Source organism: Agromyces hippuratus (assembly GCF_013410355.1).
GTDB classification, from domain to species: Bacteria; Actinomycetota; Actinomycetes; order Actinomycetales; family Microbacteriaceae; genus Agromyces; species Agromyces hippuratus.
In genome coordinates this window covers 3009278-3025935 of sequence record NZ_JACCFI010000001.1, presented here as the reverse complement: position 1 = coordinate 3025935, position 16658 = coordinate 3009278, and the positions used below count along the sequence as shown (strand labels likewise).

20 protein-coding genes and 1 tRNA gene are annotated in these 16658 nt (G+C 67.0%); 10 read left to right on the top strand and 11 right to left on the bottom strand.

The features are described from left to right. Window positions 1–30: 30 nt before the first annotated feature. The gene (locus BJY17_RS14135) at window positions 31–729 is read right to left on the bottom strand and encodes a hypothetical protein (RefSeq protein WP_179551922.1); all 699 of its coding nucleotides are present in this window, start codon (window positions 727–729) and stop codon (window positions 31–33) included. Window positions 730–883: 154 nt separating this feature from the next. Between BJY17_RS14135 and BJY17_RS14130 the strand changes: the two genes are divergently transcribed. From BJY17_RS14130 to BJY17_RS14100, 7 genes are read left to right on the top strand one after another with little or no spacing between them, the layout of a single operon-like run. Continuing rightward, a complete protein-coding gene (locus BJY17_RS14130; protein WP_179551921.1) occupies window positions 884–1282 on the top strand; it encodes a plasmid replication, integration and excision activator in 399 nt (132 codons plus the stop codon). After that, the gene (locus tag BJY17_RS14125; RefSeq protein WP_179551920.1) at window positions 1282–2685 is read left to right on the top strand and encodes an FtsK/SpoIIIE domain-containing protein; all 1404 of its coding nucleotides are present in this window, start codon (window positions 1282–1284) and stop codon (window positions 2683–2685) included. Before BJY17_RS14130 ends, BJY17_RS14125 begins: the two co-directional genes overlap by 1 nt. Then, a complete protein-coding gene (locus BJY17_RS14120) occupies window positions 2682–3077 on the top strand; it encodes a hypothetical protein (RefSeq protein ID WP_179551919.1) in 396 nt (131 codons plus the stop codon). The genes BJY17_RS14125 and BJY17_RS14120 overlap by 4 nt, the downstream gene beginning before the upstream one ends. 1 nt (window position 3078) lies before the next feature. Beyond that, window positions 3079–4488, top strand: a complete 1410-nt coding sequence (locus BJY17_RS14115) for a replication initiator (protein ID WP_179551918.1) — start codon at window positions 3079–3081, stop codon at window positions 4486–4488. Window positions 4489–4492: 4 nt separating this feature from the next. After that, window positions 4493–4678, top strand: coding sequence for a helix-turn-helix domain-containing protein (locus tag BJY17_RS14110; protein WP_179551917.1), 186 nt, complete (start codon window positions 4493–4495; stop codon window positions 4676–4678). After that, on the top strand, window positions 4675–5841 hold the full coding sequence (locus BJY17_RS14105) for a tyrosine-type recombinase/integrase (RefSeq protein WP_179551916.1): 1167 nt from the start codon (window positions 4675–4677) through the stop codon (window positions 5839–5841). The genes BJY17_RS14110 and BJY17_RS14105 overlap by 4 nt, the downstream gene beginning before the upstream one ends. Continuing rightward, window positions 5834–6175: a hypothetical protein gene (locus BJY17_RS14100; protein ID WP_179551915.1), complete on the top strand. Its 342-nt coding sequence runs from the start codon at window positions 5834–5836 to the stop codon at window positions 6173–6175. The genes BJY17_RS14105 and BJY17_RS14100 overlap by 8 nt, the downstream gene beginning before the upstream one ends. 179 nt (window positions 6176–6354) lie before the next feature. Here the strand turns inward: BJY17_RS14100 and BJY17_RS14095 are convergent. From BJY17_RS14095 to BJY17_RS14065, 7 genes are all read right to left on the bottom strand, one after another. Continuing rightward, window positions 6355–6427 (bottom strand) — tRNA-Arg (locus BJY17_RS14095). A gap of 150 nt (window positions 6428–6577) precedes the next feature. Then, a complete protein-coding gene (locus tag BJY17_RS14090; RefSeq protein ID WP_179551914.1) occupies window positions 6578–6976 on the bottom strand; it encodes an MmcQ/YjbR family DNA-binding protein in 399 nt (132 codons plus the stop codon). A gap of 55 nt (window positions 6977–7031) precedes the next feature. Continuing rightward, window positions 7032–7997, bottom strand: a complete 966-nt coding sequence (locus BJY17_RS14085; RefSeq protein ID WP_179551913.1) for a carbohydrate ABC transporter permease — start codon at window positions 7995–7997, stop codon at window positions 7032–7034. Continuing rightward, a complete protein-coding gene (locus tag BJY17_RS14080) occupies window positions 7994–8974 on the bottom strand; it encodes a carbohydrate ABC transporter permease (protein WP_179551912.1) in 981 nt (326 codons plus the stop codon). Before BJY17_RS14080 ends, BJY17_RS14085 begins: the two co-directional genes overlap by 4 nt. A gap of 85 nt (window positions 8975–9059) precedes the next feature. Beyond that, window positions 9060–10418 carry an ABC transporter substrate-binding protein gene (locus BJY17_RS14075; protein WP_179551911.1) on the bottom strand — a complete coding sequence of 453 codons (1359 nt, stop codon included), beginning with the start codon at window positions 10416–10418 and terminating at the stop codon, window positions 9060–9062. 80 nt (window positions 10419–10498) lie between these two features. Then, complete coding sequence (locus BJY17_RS14070) at window positions 10499–12172, bottom strand: glycoside hydrolase family 13 protein (RefSeq protein ID WP_179552889.1); 1674 nt, start codon at window positions 12170–12172, stop codon at window positions 10499–10501. Window positions 12173–12369: 197 nt separating this feature from the next. Then, window positions 12370–13377, bottom strand: coding sequence for a LacI family DNA-binding transcriptional regulator (locus BJY17_RS14065; RefSeq protein ID WP_179551910.1), 1008 nt, complete (start codon window positions 13375–13377; stop codon window positions 12370–12372). Between the two features lie 122 nt (window positions 13378–13499). Here BJY17_RS14065 and BJY17_RS14060 point away from each other — a divergent pair, with 122 nt between their 5' ends. Further along, window positions 13500–14207, top strand: a complete 708-nt coding sequence (locus BJY17_RS14060) for a DUF6766 family protein (protein ID WP_179551909.1) — start codon at window positions 13500–13502, stop codon at window positions 14205–14207. A gap of 51 nt (window positions 14208–14258) precedes the next feature. Next, window positions 14259–14582 (top strand): DUF7882 family protein, encoded by a 324-nt coding sequence (locus BJY17_RS14055; protein WP_179551908.1) that lies wholly within the window; start codon window positions 14259–14261, stop codon window positions 14580–14582. 20 nt (window positions 14583–14602) lie between these two features. Here BJY17_RS14055 and BJY17_RS14050 read toward each other — a convergent pair whose 3' ends face one another. From BJY17_RS14050 to BJY17_RS14040, 3 genes are all read right to left on the bottom strand, one after another. Continuing rightward, on the bottom strand, window positions 14603–14809 hold the full coding sequence (locus tag BJY17_RS14050) for a hypothetical protein (RefSeq protein ID WP_179551907.1): 207 nt from the start codon (window positions 14807–14809) through the stop codon (window positions 14603–14605). Between the two features lie 24 nt (window positions 14810–14833). Further along, window positions 14834–15226 carry a DUF7882 family protein gene (locus tag BJY17_RS14045; protein WP_322789842.1) on the bottom strand — a complete coding sequence of 131 codons (393 nt, stop codon included), beginning with the start codon at window positions 15224–15226 and terminating at the stop codon, window positions 14834–14836. Between the two features lie 75 nt (window positions 15227–15301). Further along, window positions 15302–15466 (bottom strand): hypothetical protein, encoded by a 165-nt coding sequence (locus BJY17_RS14040; protein ID WP_179551906.1) that lies wholly within the window; start codon window positions 15464–15466, stop codon window positions 15302–15304. A gap of 266 nt (window positions 15467–15732) precedes the next feature. Here BJY17_RS14040 and BJY17_RS14035 point away from each other — a divergent pair, with 266 nt between their 5' ends. Next, on the top strand, window positions 15733–16647 hold the full coding sequence (locus BJY17_RS14035) for an SDR family oxidoreductase (RefSeq protein ID WP_179551905.1): 915 nt from the start codon (window positions 15733–15735) through the stop codon (window positions 16645–16647). Window positions 16648–16658: the final 11 nt, after the last annotated feature.

Genomic DNA, 16658 nt, shown 5'->3' with positions numbered 1-16658 from the left:
TTGCGCACTGACTCTCCGCGATTCGCCGAACTAGCTCTGCGAAGTGCCGTTCAGCAGTCCTTCGCGGATAGACGCAATGTTCTCGTCAGTGGGCTCGATGTCAACTTCGACGAGCAGGTCGTGAACCTGCTGCATGTCGGGCTTGAGCCCGTTGACGGCTGCAACAGCCTCAAGCACTTCGAGCACGTGTGCCAAGCGATCCTCATAGGGCGAAGACGCTGAGGCTGACGTAATCCTGGCGTGTGCATCTCGGAGGGCACGGTCAATTGGAGTACTCAGACCTCGGAGGTCTACGAGCCGGAGGCTTGGGAACGCATCTAGAATCACCGCGATCTGTGGTTCGTCAGAGAGCAATTCATCGATCGCATCCCGCGTTGATTGCTTGTAGCGCTTGTAGAGGCCCTGCGGAGTAGCGCCTTGGGCTCGTGCTAGATCGCTGAAGTTTGGCTTCGGCTGGTGGTACTTGTGCGCCCAAGCCGAGACCAGCGACCGCAAATCTGTCGTTGTCTCATGCAGCGCCTGGGTGGCTGCCAACGTCTTGCGAAAGTACGGATCGAAGTCTGAGGGCGTATCAGCCGGCGGCCATTCGCTGACATCTTGGCCGTCTGCGATTGCGCGGGCCTTTTCAGTCAGCCGCACCAGGAGCCGATGGACCGGCCCAGGAATGACGCCCCAGCCCTGCTTTTCAGGCCGGCCGGCACCGCCCGCCGACTGCGCTGAGTCTGCCATCGAATGCTCCATCTGCTCGCCGTCAATCTACCAGCGAATAGCTAGCTAAATGGGAGAACTGCTTTTCCAGTTCTTGACATGTTTTAACTTTGGTGAAAAGCTGTCGCCAAGGCGTACATCAGTACCCGGTGGACGAATACAGAGGAGTACGAACATGGCAATCAAGTCAGCAATCCCGGTGGACTTCGGGGCGTTCTTTCCGGCCGGCGCATTCATGGTCGGCGAAGTCGAGCGCGTCATCGACTGGACCGAGGATGGTCAGCAGGCGGGCCAGCAGCACGACAAGGTCAGCGGCAAGCCGATGTGGACCGTGCGTGTCATCGACGCCGATCCGGAAGCCCGCAAGGGTCAGGGCGAGGTCAGCGTCAAGATCGCCTCGGCCGTGGAACCGACCCCGCCGCCGGAGATGAACGGCCTGCCGTTCCGGCCCGTCGTCTTCGACGGTCTCTCGGTGACGCCCTACGTGAAGGAAGGTGGCGGCCGCCCACGCGTCGCGTTCTCCCTTCGTGCCACCGACATGAAGCCAGCGATCGCAGCCAAGCGGGGCGAGTGATGTCCGTCGACCTCGGGGGCGAGCTTCGGTGGTGGGGTCAAGCGCTGGCAGATACCTGGTCGCGTCATCGCGCCCTCTCCGTGATCTACACGGTCGCGGTTGTCCTCGTCGGTTGGATCACCGAAGTCACGCTCGCCCTCGGGGTCATGGCGGCCGGGTGGGTCGTGGTTCACCTGTTCCGCCGCTATCGCCACGGCCTGACACTGGACGACCACCAGCGCCATCGCAGGAACGCCAACTACATCCAATGGCTCAGTGGCGCGTGGCCGGAGCTCATGATTCGGCTGGGCTGTTCGGTCCAGGTCACGAACGGACCTCGCGTGGCTCCGGAATTCACCCGCTACTCGTGGGGACCCGACGTTCTCTGGATGACCGTGAGCATCCCGCTGGGAATGACTCGTGAGCAGCTCGCACTCAACGCTGACGCGATCGCACAGAATCTCGGCGCACGTCGCGTCTCGGTCTCATCGTCATCAGCCGGGACATCCGTGATGGTCGCCTTCCACGACCCGCTCGAAGAGCCGTTCATCGTCGAGATTTCGGAAGGCGCAGAGCTTCGAGCGATCCCGCTCGGCCTTCGCGAGGACGGGGCGCTCTGGACGATGCGGCTTGGTCCCCAAACTCTCGTGGCCGGCTCGTCTGGGTCTGGCAAGGCTTCGCTCGTGTGGGGCCTCATCCTCGGTCTCGCACCTTCCATCAGGTCTGGTCTCGTGCAGGTGCACGGTATCGACCTCAAGTCGGCAATGGAGCTCGGGATGGGGACGGAACTGCTCACCCGTTTCGCTCGCACCCCTGAATCGGCCGTCCAGCTCCTCGAGGAAGCAGTCGCTGCGATGCAGGCTCGGGCACTCGAGCTTTCGGGTAACACGAGACAGCACGCGGCATCTCTCGAGAGTCCGCACGTCGTGGTGCTGATCGACGAGATGGCAGCGCTCACCGCCTACCAAGCCGACCGCGACCTTATGCGTCGAGCGAACAATGCGATTGCGCTGCTGTGTTCGCAAGGCCGCGCGGTCGGCTACACCGTGTTCGCATGCCTGCAGGATCCCCGGAAGGAGACGCTGCCCGCTCGCGGACTCTTCACGCAGACGATCGGACTGCGTCTCCGGGATGCGATGGAGACCGCAATGGTCCTCGGTGAGGGCATGCGCGAGAAGGGCGCCCTCTGCCATCACATTCCTCCGACCATGCCGGGAGTCGGGTTCGTGGTTCCAGAAGACGGCAGCGATCCCGTCCGTGTACGCGCCGGCATCGTGACGGACGAGATGATCCGCGACGCTGCACGTGACTTCGCAGCGCCCGAGCAGATCCCCATCGTCGTCCCAGAACCCGCCGCGGCAGAACCCGCCTCGGCTTCACGGTCGCGTCGTTCACGGCGCACCACGAAAGGAGAAGAAGAATGAATACGAAACGTCGGCTCGCGATGCTTGCGGCTCCCGCAGCGCTCGCGCTCGCAGCAGGGGTCTTCATGGCCGGCCATGCGGTCGGGAGCAACACCTACGACGCCGGGTCCACCTCCTATTCGGCGGGTTACGACAAAGCTCGCTACGACTTCTGCAACCTCAAGCTGGGCGCGGACCAAGCCAGCCTTCTGGACAGCCGGCGGGTTCCGGGGCTCGACGACACTCTCGTCGTTGCCGATGCGAGCTGCGAGGACTGGCAGATCGAGGCGTGGAACTCCGCACAGGAACGAGAGGGAGACGAGCAGCGCGCCTGCCGATTCCACGAACACGAAGCACACTTCGCGGCTCGACTCGATGTCGTGCCCTGCACGGCCCTGGTTGACCTGAACTGACATGGCCTACATCGACGAGGTGACGAACCGGCTGCGCCGGCCCGACTTCGAGCGCTGGATGAACCAGGCCTCGAGCACGGGATTCTGCGCGCAGCCGGTTCGGCTCGTCGGCACGACATCAACATTCGATGCACGCACCGGCGACCAGATCGCCCACTACTCGTCGACCGCTGAGCCCGATGGCATCACCTATGTTCGCTGCGGCAACCGGCGCGCAGCTCGCTGCCCATCGTGCAGCTACGAATACAAAGCGGACATGTGGCACCTCGTCGTCGCGGGTGCAGCCGGTGGATCAAAGGGTGTTCCCGACTCGGTCGGCGAGCATCCCCTTGCCTTCGTCACGCTCACCGCGCCTTCCTTCGGTGCCGTTCATGCCGCGAAGAAGCCGGGTCAAGGTTCCGCGCGCTGTCGCCCCCGTGCACGCAAGCTGTGTTCCCACGGCCGGCCCACATGGTGCATGTCCATTCACGACCACGACTCCCCCGCCGTTGGCGAGCCCCTGTGCGTCGAGTGCTACGACTACGAATCGCACATCACGTGGCAATGGCACGCGCCCGAACTCTGGCGGCGCTTCATCATTCGGCTGCGCCGCGAACTTGCGGCCTCTCTCGGTGTGAGCGAGTCATCGGCCAGGAAGCTCGTGCGAGTGCAGTTCGCGAAGGTCGCAGAATTTCAACGGCGCGGCGTCGTTCACTTCCACGCGCTCATCCGCCTCGACGGTGATGGTACTGAGCTCGATCCCTTCCCTTCGCCTCTCGTGCCCACCTCCGCCGACCAGCTCGCAGATCTTGCGCGCCGTGCTGCCCGAGGTGTTGAGGTCGTCGCTGCTCCGCTTCCCGGCGAGCTGACAGCGCGGTCGCTCCGGTGGGGTTCCCAATGCGATGCCAGGCCGGTCTACCGACAGGTCGAGACGGAGGATGGACGACTGACTGACCGCGCTGTCGCCGCCTACATCGCCAAGTACGCCACCAAGGCGACCGAAGACCTGTCGGCCGGAGCCTCAGGCACGGCAAGGCCCCACATCTCGACGATTCGACGGATCGTTGCCGACGCTGGTCGAATCGCCGCTCTCGATGATGAGAGTGACTACCGCCTACTCGGTCGCTGGGAGTCGATGCTCGGCTTCCGAGGCCACTTCTCCACCAAATCGCGCCGCTACTCGACGACGCTCGGCCGCCTGCGCTCGGCGCGTCGGGACTGGCAGCGCAAGCGCTCCCAGACGCCCACCGTCATCGATCCGGCTTCTGCCGACGCTGAGGAAACGACGCTCGTCGTCAGCCAGTGGAGCTTCGCCGGCATGGGCTGGCTGTCAGCTGGAGACGCCGCCCTCGCCGCAGAATCCGCCGCTGCCGCTCGCGAGTGGCGAGATAGCCGCCGCAGTAACAAGCCAACCAACAACGAAGAGAGGTGATGAGATGGAAAAGCTGATGCTGACCCCCGAGGAGGTCGCCGACGCGCTGGGCATCGGCCGTTCGACCGTGTACGACCTGATGCGACTCAACGCGATCGCGAGCGTGAAGATCGGTCGATCGCGGCGGATCCCGGTGATTGCTGTTCGGGAGTATGCCGAACGACTCACTCAGGCGAGTACCGTCCGATGAGCAAGCGCGCGAACGGCGAAGGAAGCGTCTATCAACGCAAAGACGGCCGCTGGGTGGGATCGAGCTATGTCCTGCGGCCCGACGGTGCACGCGTCCGCAAGGAGGTGTACGGACGAACCCGCGCTGAGGTCAACGCCAAGCTCCGCGAGCTGATTGCCAACACCGAACGCGGCGTGCCGATGGCCGGTTCGAGCTGGACCGTCGACACTTACTCAACTCACTGGCTCACCAATGGAGCTGCGACGCTGAGGCCTGCCACGCTTTCGAACTACGGGTGGGTGCTGCGGAAGTACATCATTCCGAGCCTCGGGGACGTTCGCCTCGAGCGCCTCACCCCGGCTCATGTACGCAAGCTCCATCTGGCTGTACAGGCAACTGGGGTGTCGGCAAGAACCACTCAGCTGACGCACGCAGTGCTCCGCTCGATGCTGTCGGAGGCGATGCGGGAAGAGATCGTCTCCCGGAACGTCGGAACGCTCGTGCGTCCACCACGCCTGGAGAAATCTGAACGCCGGCCATGGTCTGGGGAGGAGGTCGCACAGTTCCGCACGATCTCAGTCGGGCATCGGCTTCATTCGCTGTTCGAACTCGCCTACTCAGTCGGGCTGCGACGCGGTGAGCTGCTCGGCCTCCGCTGGTCAGATGTCGATCTCGACGCGCGTCTGCTTCATATTCGGCAGACGATGCAGCGACTCGGTTCGGATCATGGCCGCGTCTTCGGACCGCCGAAGTCGGCACGATCTCGTCGCAGTGTTCCGATCCCGGAATCCGCCGCGCGGTCACTCGAGCTGCATCGCGCCTCGCAGACTGCCGAACTGCAGGGCACTGATCGGACGAACGCGCTCGATCTCGTCTTCACCACGTCACTCGGAACCCCGATCGAACCGAGCAACCTGCGCCGAGACTTCGAGGCCCTCATCCTGGCGGCCGGTGTCCCGCGGATCCGATTCCACGATCTGCGGCACACGTGCGCCTCGCTGCTCTTCGAACGAGGCGTGCCGCCGCGCGTGGTCATGGACCTTCTCGGGCATTCAACGCTCAGCATCACGACCGATCTCTACGCGCACGTGATGCCGACGACACTTGCCAACGCTGCCTCGGCGATGGATGAGCTGCTGACAGAGGTCGCCGCTACGGTGCGATCGGAGGAACACGATGGATGACGAGGACGCCGTTTTCAACGAGCTCGAGCACGCTGACCTCATCATGCGGAATCTCGAGACAGGGCGTGGTGGTCCGATCGTCGAGATCTCGATTCACGCAGCCGGCATCGTGGGCATCGCGATGTACTGGTCGGCGATGACCTTCGTTCTCTTCGCGCTGCAGTCGCTGGGCATCGCCGGACGCCTCAAGGACCCGACCCTCGATGCAGACGGCAACCTCGTGCTGCTCCTCAGCGATCCCGATGGAGCTGCAGTCGATCCGTCTGTGGTGTGGCGCAGGCTCGATGAGATGGGCTTCCGGGCGACGCTCGTCGGCACCGCCAGAACCGGCTGACCGCCGCCGTTGCTGTCGCGGTTGCTGTCACTAGCCCAGGCGAATGCCCAACGGCTCAACGGACCAAATGGCCAACAAACCGCCGGCCTAATTGAACGAGAGGAAGAAACCCCGATGAACCGCCAGAAAACGAAAACGGCCCGCTTTCGCGAGCCGTTCTCTTACTGTCTCAACCAGTGTGCGCCCGGAGGGATTCGAACCCCCAACCTTCTGATCCGTAGTCAGATGCTCTATCCGTTGAGCTACGGGCGCAGTCATGTCGCCTGCGCTTCCTTCGCGATCAGGCAACCACGTAACTCTAACGCACCCGCTCGGATCTCGCCAATCGAGCGCCGCCGCGACTCCGAGCGCCCCGCCTCGACCGACCCGGCGCCGCCTTCGCGACGGAACGACCGGCGCAGCTCAGCCGTCGGCGTGCTCGGGACGCAGCGCGTCGAGCGCCGTGAGCTGGCGGCGGTTCGCGACCTGGCGGTACGAGGTCTCGATGAGCTCGGCCAGAAGCCGCCAGTCGGTGTCGGGCCGATCGAGGTCGACGCCGACCCAGCGGTCGCGGTCGTAGTAGGGCGGGCCGAAGAACCGCCCGTCTTGCACGAGCGCGTGATGCTCGTCGGGGTCGGTCTTCAGCACGATCGAGAGCGGGCGCTCCATCGAGGCGCTCACGTGCACGAAGATCGGTTTCGCCGCGCGGAACGTCGGCCGGCCCCACGCCTCGACCTCGACCGCTTCGGGCAGCGCGAGGCACACGGCGCGCACGCGCTCGACGAGCGGATGCCGCGGGTCGACGACTCGGGGGTGCTCCACGAGCCCACGGTACGCCGCACCGGCGACACCGCGCGAGCCGCGGCATCCGCTGCCGTCAGCCCTTGACCGCTCCCCCGAGCCCCGCCGACCGCAGGAAGACCCCCTGGAAGAGGAGGAACAGCACGACCGGGATGAGCGTCGAGATCGCGAGCGCCGCGAGGAACACGTCGAGCTCGATCGATCCCTGCACGGCGGGCAGACGCACCGAGAGCGGCTGCACGGCGGGGTCCGGCAGCACGAGCATCGGCCAGAGGAAGTCCTTCCACGCGGCGATGATCGCGAACACCGACACGACGCCGAGGATGGGCTTCGACATCGGCAGCACGATCGACCAGAAGAGGCGGAACGGGCCCGCCCCATCGGTCTTCGCCGCCTCGAACACCTCACGCGGCAGCGCGTCGAAGAAGCGCTTCACGAGCAGGATGTTGAAGGCGTTCGCCGCCGCCGGCAGCCACACCGCGAGGTAGTTGTTGAGCAGCGACACCTCGCCGAGCAGCGGCGGGTTCACGATCGTGAGGTACAGCGGCACGAGCAGCACGACGGCCGGGATGAAGAGCGTGACGAGGATCGCGCCGTTCAGGATCGGCGCGTACCGCGGCCGCAGCACCGACAGCGCGAAGCCCGCGGTCGTCGCCACGAGCAGCTGGAAGAACCAGGAGCCGGCGGCGATCACGATCGTGTTCCAGAAGAACTGGTCGATGTGCACCTCGACCCACGCCGACTGCAGGTTCTGCCAGTCGATGCCGTTCGGCCAGAGCGCGAGCGGCTGGCGCAGCGTGTCCTGCGTCGGCGTCACCGCGGACTTCGCGAGCCAGAGCAGCGGGCCGAGGCCGGCGACGACGAGGCCGACGAAGAGCGCGAAGTGCACACCGCCCATGCCGAGCCTGACCCCGCGCTTCTTGCCGTCGAAGTCCGAGACGATGCCGCGGTCGCGCGATTCGTCGTCGAAGCGCTTCGCCTTTCGAGACGTCAGCGAGAGCCGGGGCAGCCGGATGTCCCGTGCGGTCGGGGTGGTCGTCATGAGGTGCTCCAGCGGTTCGTGAGCTTGAAGTAGAGCCAGCTGAGCAGTGCGAGCACGACCGCGAGCATCACGCTGAGGGCCGTCGCCTCGCCGTAGTCGCCGCCGAGGCTGTTCTGGAAGGCGTAGCGGTAGATGAGGAGCAGGATCGTCACGGTCGCGTTGTTCGGCCCCCCGCCGGTGAAGAGGTAGGGCTCGAGGAACACCTGCGCGGTCGCGATGACCTGCAGGATCAGCATGATGAACAGGATGCCGCGGAGCTGCGGCAGTGTGACGTGCCAGATCTTGTTCCAGATCGAGGCGCCGTCGACCTCCGCCGCGTCGTAGAGCTCCGGCGGCACGGCGAGCAGGGCGGCGAGGTAGATGATGATCGAGCCGCCGGCTGCGGCCCAGGTCGCCTCGAGCACGAGCGAGGGCATCGCCGTCGCGGATGACTGCAGCCACGGCTGTGCCGGGATGCCGAACCAGCCGAGGATCGTGTTGAAGAGCCCGGTCGGGCTCGCGTCGTAGAAGACCTTCCAGAGCAGCACCGCGACGACCGGCGGCACGACGACCGGCAGGTACGCGAGTGCGCTGTAGAAGCCCTTGCCGCGCCGCACCTCGCTCATCAGCACGGCGACGAGGATCGGCAGCGGGAACCCGAAGAGCAGCGCCAGCACGGCGAAGTACAGCGTGTTGAGGATCGCGGTGCCGAGCAGCGGGTCGCTCAGCACGGCGGCGAAGTTGTCGAGGCCGACCCAGGTGGGCGGGTCGAGGAGGTTCGTCTGCTGGAAGCTCATGACGATCGACTGCACGATCGGCGACCAGCTGAAGATCGCGAAGACGATGAGCATCGGCGCGAGGAAGGCGAGGGTCGAGAGGCCGCCGCCCTGCACCCAGGTGCGGAGGTTCCGCGTGCGCCTGCGCGGTGCGGGGGTCGAGGGCGGGGCGGGCTCGCCTGCGGACGGGGCCGCGGCGGGCGGTTTCGCGGTGAGGGTCATCTGGGTCCTTCGTGCTCGGGGAGAGCGGATGCCGCGGCGCGGGCGGTTCGGGGGAAGGCCCGCGCCGCGGCATCCGCTCAGTGCGCTACTCGTCGAGCAGCGCCTGCGCCTCGGCGTCGGCCTGCTCGAGCAGGGCGTCGATGTCGGCGTTCTGATCGGTGAGCACGGCCTGCACCACCGGGTCGAGCAGGGCGTAGATCTCCTGCGTCTTGCCCTTCGGCTCGCCCACCGGCGTCTGCTCCCAGATGCCGTCGATGAACGGGGTCATCTGGTCGCGCGGCACGTTGATGTAGGGCTCGATCCAGACGAGCGACTGCTCGTAGGCCTCGCGGTTCAGCACCGGGAGGAGGGGCGTGCCGACGGCCTGGTCGCTCTCGGCGAGCGTCTTCGCGTCGAGCACGGCCGCATCCTCGTCGAGGAGCTTCTGCATGTAGAACCAGTCGATCCAGGTGATCGCCGCGGCCTTCGTCTCGTCGTCGACCGTGGGGCTCACGACGGCGATGTCGCCGCCGCCGAGGGTGCCGCCGTCGTTCTCGATGGGGATGACCGTCAGTCCGTAGTCATCGGGGTTCAGCGAGAAGTCGCGCACGAGCGCCGTGTAGATGTCGGAGCCGGTCGTGTACATGCCGATGTTGCCGGCCGCGAACTCCTGGTTGATGCTGCCCCAGTCGAGCAGGAAGTTCGACCCGAGCGAGTCGTCCTCCCACCGCAGTTCCTTCAGGAACTCGAGCGACGCCTTCGTGCCGTCGTTCGCGATCGTCGACGTGTAGGTGCCGTCGCCGTTGTCGGTCTGCGTGCTGCCGCCGCGAGCGACGGTGGCCGCGGTCAACTGCCAGCCGCCCGTGTTGTTCTGGGTCATCTGCATGTAGCCGGCCTTGCCGGTCTCGTCGGCGATGACCTTCGCGTCCTCGCGCACCTCGTCCCACGTGGTGGGCGGGCTGTCTGGGTCGAGCCCGGCCTGCTCGAACAGGGTGCGGTTGTAGTGCAGGCCCATGGCGTACGCCTGGCGCGGGAACCCGAAGATGCGGCCGTCGGCGTCGGTGACGCCGTCGAGGATCACGGGGTTGAAGCTGTCGGTGTAGCCGAGCTCCTCGATCTCGTCGGTCACGTCCATGAGCTGGCCGTTCTCGAGCAGGGTCTTCGAGTCGGTGAAGGGCACGGTGAAGACGTCGGGCAGGCTGCCGCCGGCGAGCTGCACGGCGAACGTCGGGCCCTCCCACTCGTACTCGACGCCGATGATGTCGATGTCGGGGTTCGCCTTCTCGAACTGCTTCTCCTGTGCGTCGAACGCCTCGTACGCCGCGGCGTCGGCCCCTGGCGGGAACGTCGCGACCCGCAGCTCGGTCTTGCCGCTCTCGCTGCCTCCCGAGCTGCAGGCGGCGAGGGCGCCGACCATCGCGAACGCGGCGATGCCGGCGATCACGACCTTGCGTGGTGACTTCATTGTCCAGTCCTTTCGGTGCTGTGTTCAGGTGTGATTGCTGGATGCGTGCCGCGGCATGGCGCTCGCCGCGGCCTCGACGGTCAGGCGCTCCGATGGAGCCAGGCCGTGGAGTCGGGTGGCAGCAGCCCGCCGACGAGCGGGGTGCTGGCGAGCAGGATGCTCTCGTGGTCGGGCAGCGCGACGGGCTCGCCGCCGAGGTTCGTGACGCTGGCGAACGTCTCGCCCCGGGTGAAGGCGAGCACCTGCGGGTCGCCGTCGAGCCAGGTCATCGGCCCGTCGCCGAGGGCCGCCTCGCGGTGCCGCAGGCGCAGCGCCTGCCGGTAGAGCCAGAGCATCGAGCCCGGGTCCGCCTCCTGCGCCTGCACCGTGAGCGCGGCCCAGTCGGCCGGCTGCGGCAACCAGGGGGCGACGGATGCTTCGGCGGGGCTGAACCCGAACGGCGCCTCGGTGCCGCGCCAGGGCAGGGGCACGCGGCATCCGTCGCGACCGGGGTCGACGCCGCCCGAGCGGAAGTGCATCGGGTCCTCGAGCACCTCGCGCGGGAGCTCTGCCTCGGGGAGGCCGAGCTCGTCGCCCTGGTAGAGGTAGAGCGATCCGGGCAGCGCCGCGGTGAGCAGGGCCGCCGCACGCGCGCGCCGCACGCCGAGCTCGAGGTCGGTCGGGGTGTCGAAGCGCTTCCTCGCGAAGGCGAAGCCCGAGTCCTCGCGGCCGTAGCGGGTGACGGGCCGGGTGACGTCGTGGTTCGAGAGCACCCACGTGCTCGGGGCGCCGACCGGGGCGTGCGCGGCGAGCATCAGGTCGATCGATCCGCGGAGTTCCGCGGCATCCCACGGGCGCGACATGAAGTCGAAGTTGAACGCGGTGTGCATCTCGTCGGGGCGGAGGTAGGCCGCGAAGCGGGAGGCATCCGGCACCCAGACCTCCCCGACGAGCACCCGGGTGCCCTCGTACGAGTCGGCGATGCGCCGCCATGCTCGATAGACCTCGTGCACCTCGTCGCGGTCCTCGGTGGGGTGCTGTCCGGGGGCGGGCTCGGCAGGCACCTCGGGCAGCTCCGGGTCCTTGATGAGCAGGCCCGCCGAGTCGATGCGCACGCCGGCGACGCCGCGGTCGAACCAGAACCGCAGGATCTCCTCGTGCTCGCGGCGCACGTCGGGGTGGTTCCAGTTCAGGTCGGGCTGCTCGGGGGTGAAGAGATGCAGGTACCAGTCCCCCGGGCTGCCGTCGGGGTTCGTCGTCCGGGTCCACGTGTCGCCCTGGAAGTTCGACACCCAGTTGGTGGGCATCTCGTCGCCATTCGGCCCCTTGCCCGGGTGGAACCAGAACCGCTCGCGCTCGGGCGAGCCCGGTCCTGCGGCGAGCGCCGCCCGGAACCAGGGGTGCTCGCTCGAGACGTGGTTCGGAACGACGTCGATGATCGTGCGGATGCCGAGGGCGAGCGCGTCGGCGATGAGGAGCTCGGCGTCTTCGAGGCTGCCGAAGGCCGGGTGGATGTCGCGGTAGTCGCTGACGTCGTAGCCGCCGTCGGCGAGCGGTGACGGGTACCACGGGTTGAACCAGAGCGCGTCGACGCCGAGCTCCTTCAGGTAGCCGAGTCGGCTGCGCACCCCGCGGAGGTCGCCCGTGCCGTCGCCGTCGGAGTCGGCGAAGCTGCGCACGTAGACCTGGTAGATCACCGCGCTCCGCCACCAGAGCGGGTCGGGCGCATCGTCAGCGGCGGCCGTGGTCGCCGATGCGGCATCCGTGAGGTGCATGGTCACGCGGTGCGTCTCCTCGTGTCGACGGGCTGGGCACGCCGTGTCGACAGAGGACGACGGCGTCAATGACCGTCAACGTAATGTGAGCAACAGAATGATGCAACTATTCAACAAATCGACATCAGTTTGCGTTGATTTGCGTGGAATTGCGGCATCCGCTTGCCGGATCCGCGCAAGCGGCGGAGAAGCCCGTGTCAGCGCTTGGCCGGCGCGGTCGAGCCGCGCACGACGAGCTCGGGCGCGAAGAAGACCTCGTCGCCGATCGCGCGCTCGCTCGACATCTGGCGCATGAGCAGCTCGATGATCATCTTGCCCATCGCTTCGATCGGCTGCCGAACGGTGGTCAGCGGCGGCTCGGTGCAGTTCATCAGCGCCGAGTCGTCGTAGCCGATCACCGAGACGTCCTCCGGCACGCGGAGCCCGGCTCGGCGCACCGCGCGCACGGCGCCGAGCGCCATCGGGTCGCTCGCGCAGACGATGCCCGTGACGCCCGCGGCGAGCAGCTTCGTCGCCGCCGTCTGGCCCGACTCGAGCGAGTAGAGCGAGTGCACGATGCGATCTTCGCCGAGTTCGAGGCCGTGCCGCTCCGCCATGCGGAGCGCCGCCGCGTGCTTGCGCTGCGATGGCACGTGGTCGCTCGGGCCGAGCAGGATGCCGATGCGCCCGTGCCCGAGCTGCACGAGATGCCCGAACGCCTGCTCCATCGAGGTCGCGTCGTCGCACGAGACCGTGGCGAAGTCGAGGCCGTCGATCGGGGCGTTCACGAGCACCGTCGGGAGCTTCAGTTCGCGGAGCCGCGCGTAGTGGTCGTGGTTCACCTCGGCCTGGGCGTACGCCCCGCCCGCGAAGATCACGCCCGAGACCTGCTGGTGCAGGAGCAGCTCGACGTAGTCGGATTCGGAGATGCCGCCGGCCGTCTGGATGCAGAGCACCGGCGTGTAGCCGTTCTGCGCGAGACCCCCGCCGATCGCCTCGGCGAGCGCGGGGAAGATGGGGTTCTGCAGCTCGGGCATGACGAGGCCCACGAGCCGGGCACGTTCGCCGCGGAGCTTCGTCGGGCGCTCGTAGCCGAGCACGTCGAGGGCGGTGAGCACCGCGTCGCGGGTCGACGCCGAGACGCCCGGCTTGCCGTTCAGCACCCGGCTGACGGTGGCTTCGCTGACTCCGACCTTGCGCGCGACATCCGCGAGTCTCCTCGACATGCCGTCATGCTACGTGAGGCAGCGCAAGAACTCGACAATCGAGCGGATGCCTCGGCGATCGGTGTCAAGCACTTGCCCGTCGTGCGCCGCAGCGTGAACATCGAGTCAGGGAAGGGGACGCGATGCCCGGAGTGGAAACCGACTCGATCTCCCGGGAGCGGAGTCGCACCGGACGGTGGCTGCACGAGCACGCACTGCTCCTCGTCTGCCTCGCGATCTTCCTGCTCTGCCTCGTCGGCATGGCCGTGAGCGGGTACCAGGTGTACACCGACGACCGGTTGGAGCACGGCGGAACCGCCATCGCCTTCGGCGACTACTTTCGCTCGGGGCACTTCATCGAGGCGACCTTCGAGAACTGGGAGTCCGAGTTCCTGCAGATGGGCGCCTACGTGGTGCTCACGATCTTCCTCTTCCAGAAGGGTTCCTCGGAGTCCAAGCCGATGGGCGAACGTACCCCACAGGACGAGGACCCGCGGCACGCGGCGGTCGGCCCCGGCACCCCGTGGCCGGTGCGCCGCGGGGGCATCTGGCTCGTGCTCTACGAGAACTCGCTCGCGATCTTCTTCTTCGTGCTGTTCGCCCTCTCGTTCTGGTTCCACGCCGTCGGCGGTGCGGAGGTGTACTCGGCAGAGCAGGCGCAGCACGGGCTGCCGACCGTCGGCGTCATCGAGTACCTCGGCACCTCGCAGTTCTGGTTCGAGTCGATGCAGAACTGGCAGAGCGAGTTCCTCGCCGTCGCGGCGATCGTCGGGGCATCGGTCTATCTCAGACAGCGCGGTTCACCTGAATCGAAGCCGGTCGCGACGCCCCATCACGAGACGGGTGCGTGAGGGTGCGCAGCGGTCGTCACGCGCGCCCTCAGGGCGGGCTAGAGTTCCTGCATGGGCAAGTTCATCTACAACGCGTCACCACGTGAGATCGAGATCGACGATCGCACCCTCGCCCACCTGCGCGTGGCGATCCTCAACAAGCTCCGCCGCTCCGAGAGCTTCGCGATGACGTGGGAGCACGGCGTCGAGAACGGCAGCGGCCGCACCACGATGTGGCTCCACGAGTCGGTGCCGCTGCAGTTCGTCTTCAGCGGCAACCGCCAGCCCACGCTGAACCGGCTCTGGATCGAGCAACTGCTGCTCTCGGCCAACAGCAGCGGAGGGCTGGTCAACGTACCCGAGCCCACGGAGAACGAACCGATCGACGGGGAGTAACGCCGCCACTGCGCCATCGCTCAGTCGACGGCCTCGATCTGCGTGATGATGAACGCCCGGGCGGCCGCGTCGAGACGATCGCCCGGCGGAACGCCGCAGAGTCCTTCGATCTCCGCAGCCGTCTCCGCATCGATGAGCGCGTCGAGATCGGCGAGCAACCGGTGCTTCGCACCGATCGACAACTTCGGCCACCAGTGCTCCGGATCGCCCTGCGATTCGTTCGCCATAGCGGCTCCTTCCTCGAGCGAGGCTCAGGCCGGCTGCGTCTCGCTGCCGGACTCGACCTCCTGCACGTCGACGCCGACCTGCACCGGCTGATCGGCGATGGTGGGGATCGGATCGGTGTCGAGGTGCTCGGGCACGAGGCGGATGCCGCCCGTGCTGTTCGCCGACCGCATCAGGTCTTCGATCCACTGCCGGCTGAGTTCGGGTGCCTCGGGTTCGTCGAAGACGAATCGCAACGGAATGCTGGGGTGCAGCCAGAGGGTGCTCCGGCCGCGCGGCTGGTCTTCGGCGTGCTGCCAGGAGAGCGTGAAGGACTCACCCCGACGGAGCTTCGTCGTGATGGCGACTTTCACATGTGCGAGCGCGCGGTCCTCGATGCCGATCGGGGTGCCGGAGTCGCCGTAGTACAGGGTTCCCACGAGTCCAGCTTAGGCCTTCGACACGCAGAACGGGCGGCCCGAAGGCCGCCCGTTCCGGTGAAGTGCTGCGCGGGGTCACACCGTGCGGTTCCCGCCGATGAAGCGAACGAGGAACACGATGAGCGCGATGACCGCCAGCACGACGCCGACCCAGATCAGGAAGTTCAGTGCCGGAACGGCACCACCGGTGATGAGCAGCACGACGGCGGCGACGGCGATGATGGCGACGAGGATGTTCATGATCTCTCCTTCATGTGTTCCGCTCTCGTGATCGACGAGTGCGGCGAGTGGTTCAGGCCCGACGGGCAGAACCTCGAGACGGGGGTACGCCTCGTCCCTCGACGCTATTGCGCCGGGACGACCTGCTGCTAGGGGTTGACCATCCTTCCGGCCCCGTGCTACCCGGACTCCGCGAGGCAGGCGGTCGGACACCATCCCGCGCCTGTCAATCCCCTCCCGTGAACTCCCGCCCACGCGTACCGTGTCCGTTGATGCGAGGAGGTCCCATGACCGACGACCGCCCGACCTATGACCGTCTGACCAATGAGCTGCTCATCGATCCGACGACGAAGCACACGACCGATCCGTTCCCGAGACAGGAGCAGGAGCCGCCGGGCCTCACCGAGCGGATGTCCCCGCTGCCCGATCACGGCGAACAGAGCTATCGGGGCAGCCGGCGTCTCGAGGGTCGGCGCGCCCTCATCACCGGTGGTGACTCCGGCATCGGCCGAGCTGTCGCGATCGCCTTCGCCCGCGAGGGCGCGCGGGTCGCCATCGCCTCGCTGCCGAGCGAGCAGGAGGACGCGGACGAGACCGCGAGGTGGATCTCGGACGCCGGGTCCGAACCGCTGCTGCTCTCGGGGGACCTTCGCAACGAGGCCCATTGCAAGGAACTCGTCGCCCGCACCCATCAGGCGTTCGGAGGACTCGACCTGTTGGTGCTGAACGCCGCCCACCAGCGTGAACGCGGCGGCATCGACACGATTCCGACGGACGACTTCGAGACCGTGATGCGGGTGAACCTCTTCGCGCCGGTCTTCCTCGCCCGCGCCGCCGTGCCGCTCATGGACGCCGGATCGAGCATCATCACGACGACCTCGATCCAGGGCTTCGACCCCTCCTCGGCGCTCGTCGACTACGCGATGACGAAGGCGGCGTTGGTGGCGTTCACGAAGGCCCTCGCGGAGGAACTCGGGCCACGCGGCATCCGTGTGAACGCCGTCGCTCCCGGTCCGATCTGGACGCCCCTGATCCCCACGACCGGCTGGCCCGACAAGCTCCCGGAGTTCGGGCACAATACGCCGCTCGGTCGGGCCGGGCAACCTGCCGAACTCGCCGGGGCCTACGTCTACCTCGCATCCGACGAGGCGTCGTACGTCTCGGGTGCGGTACTGCCGGTCACCGGCGGCCGCGGGCTGTGACGGCGCAACCA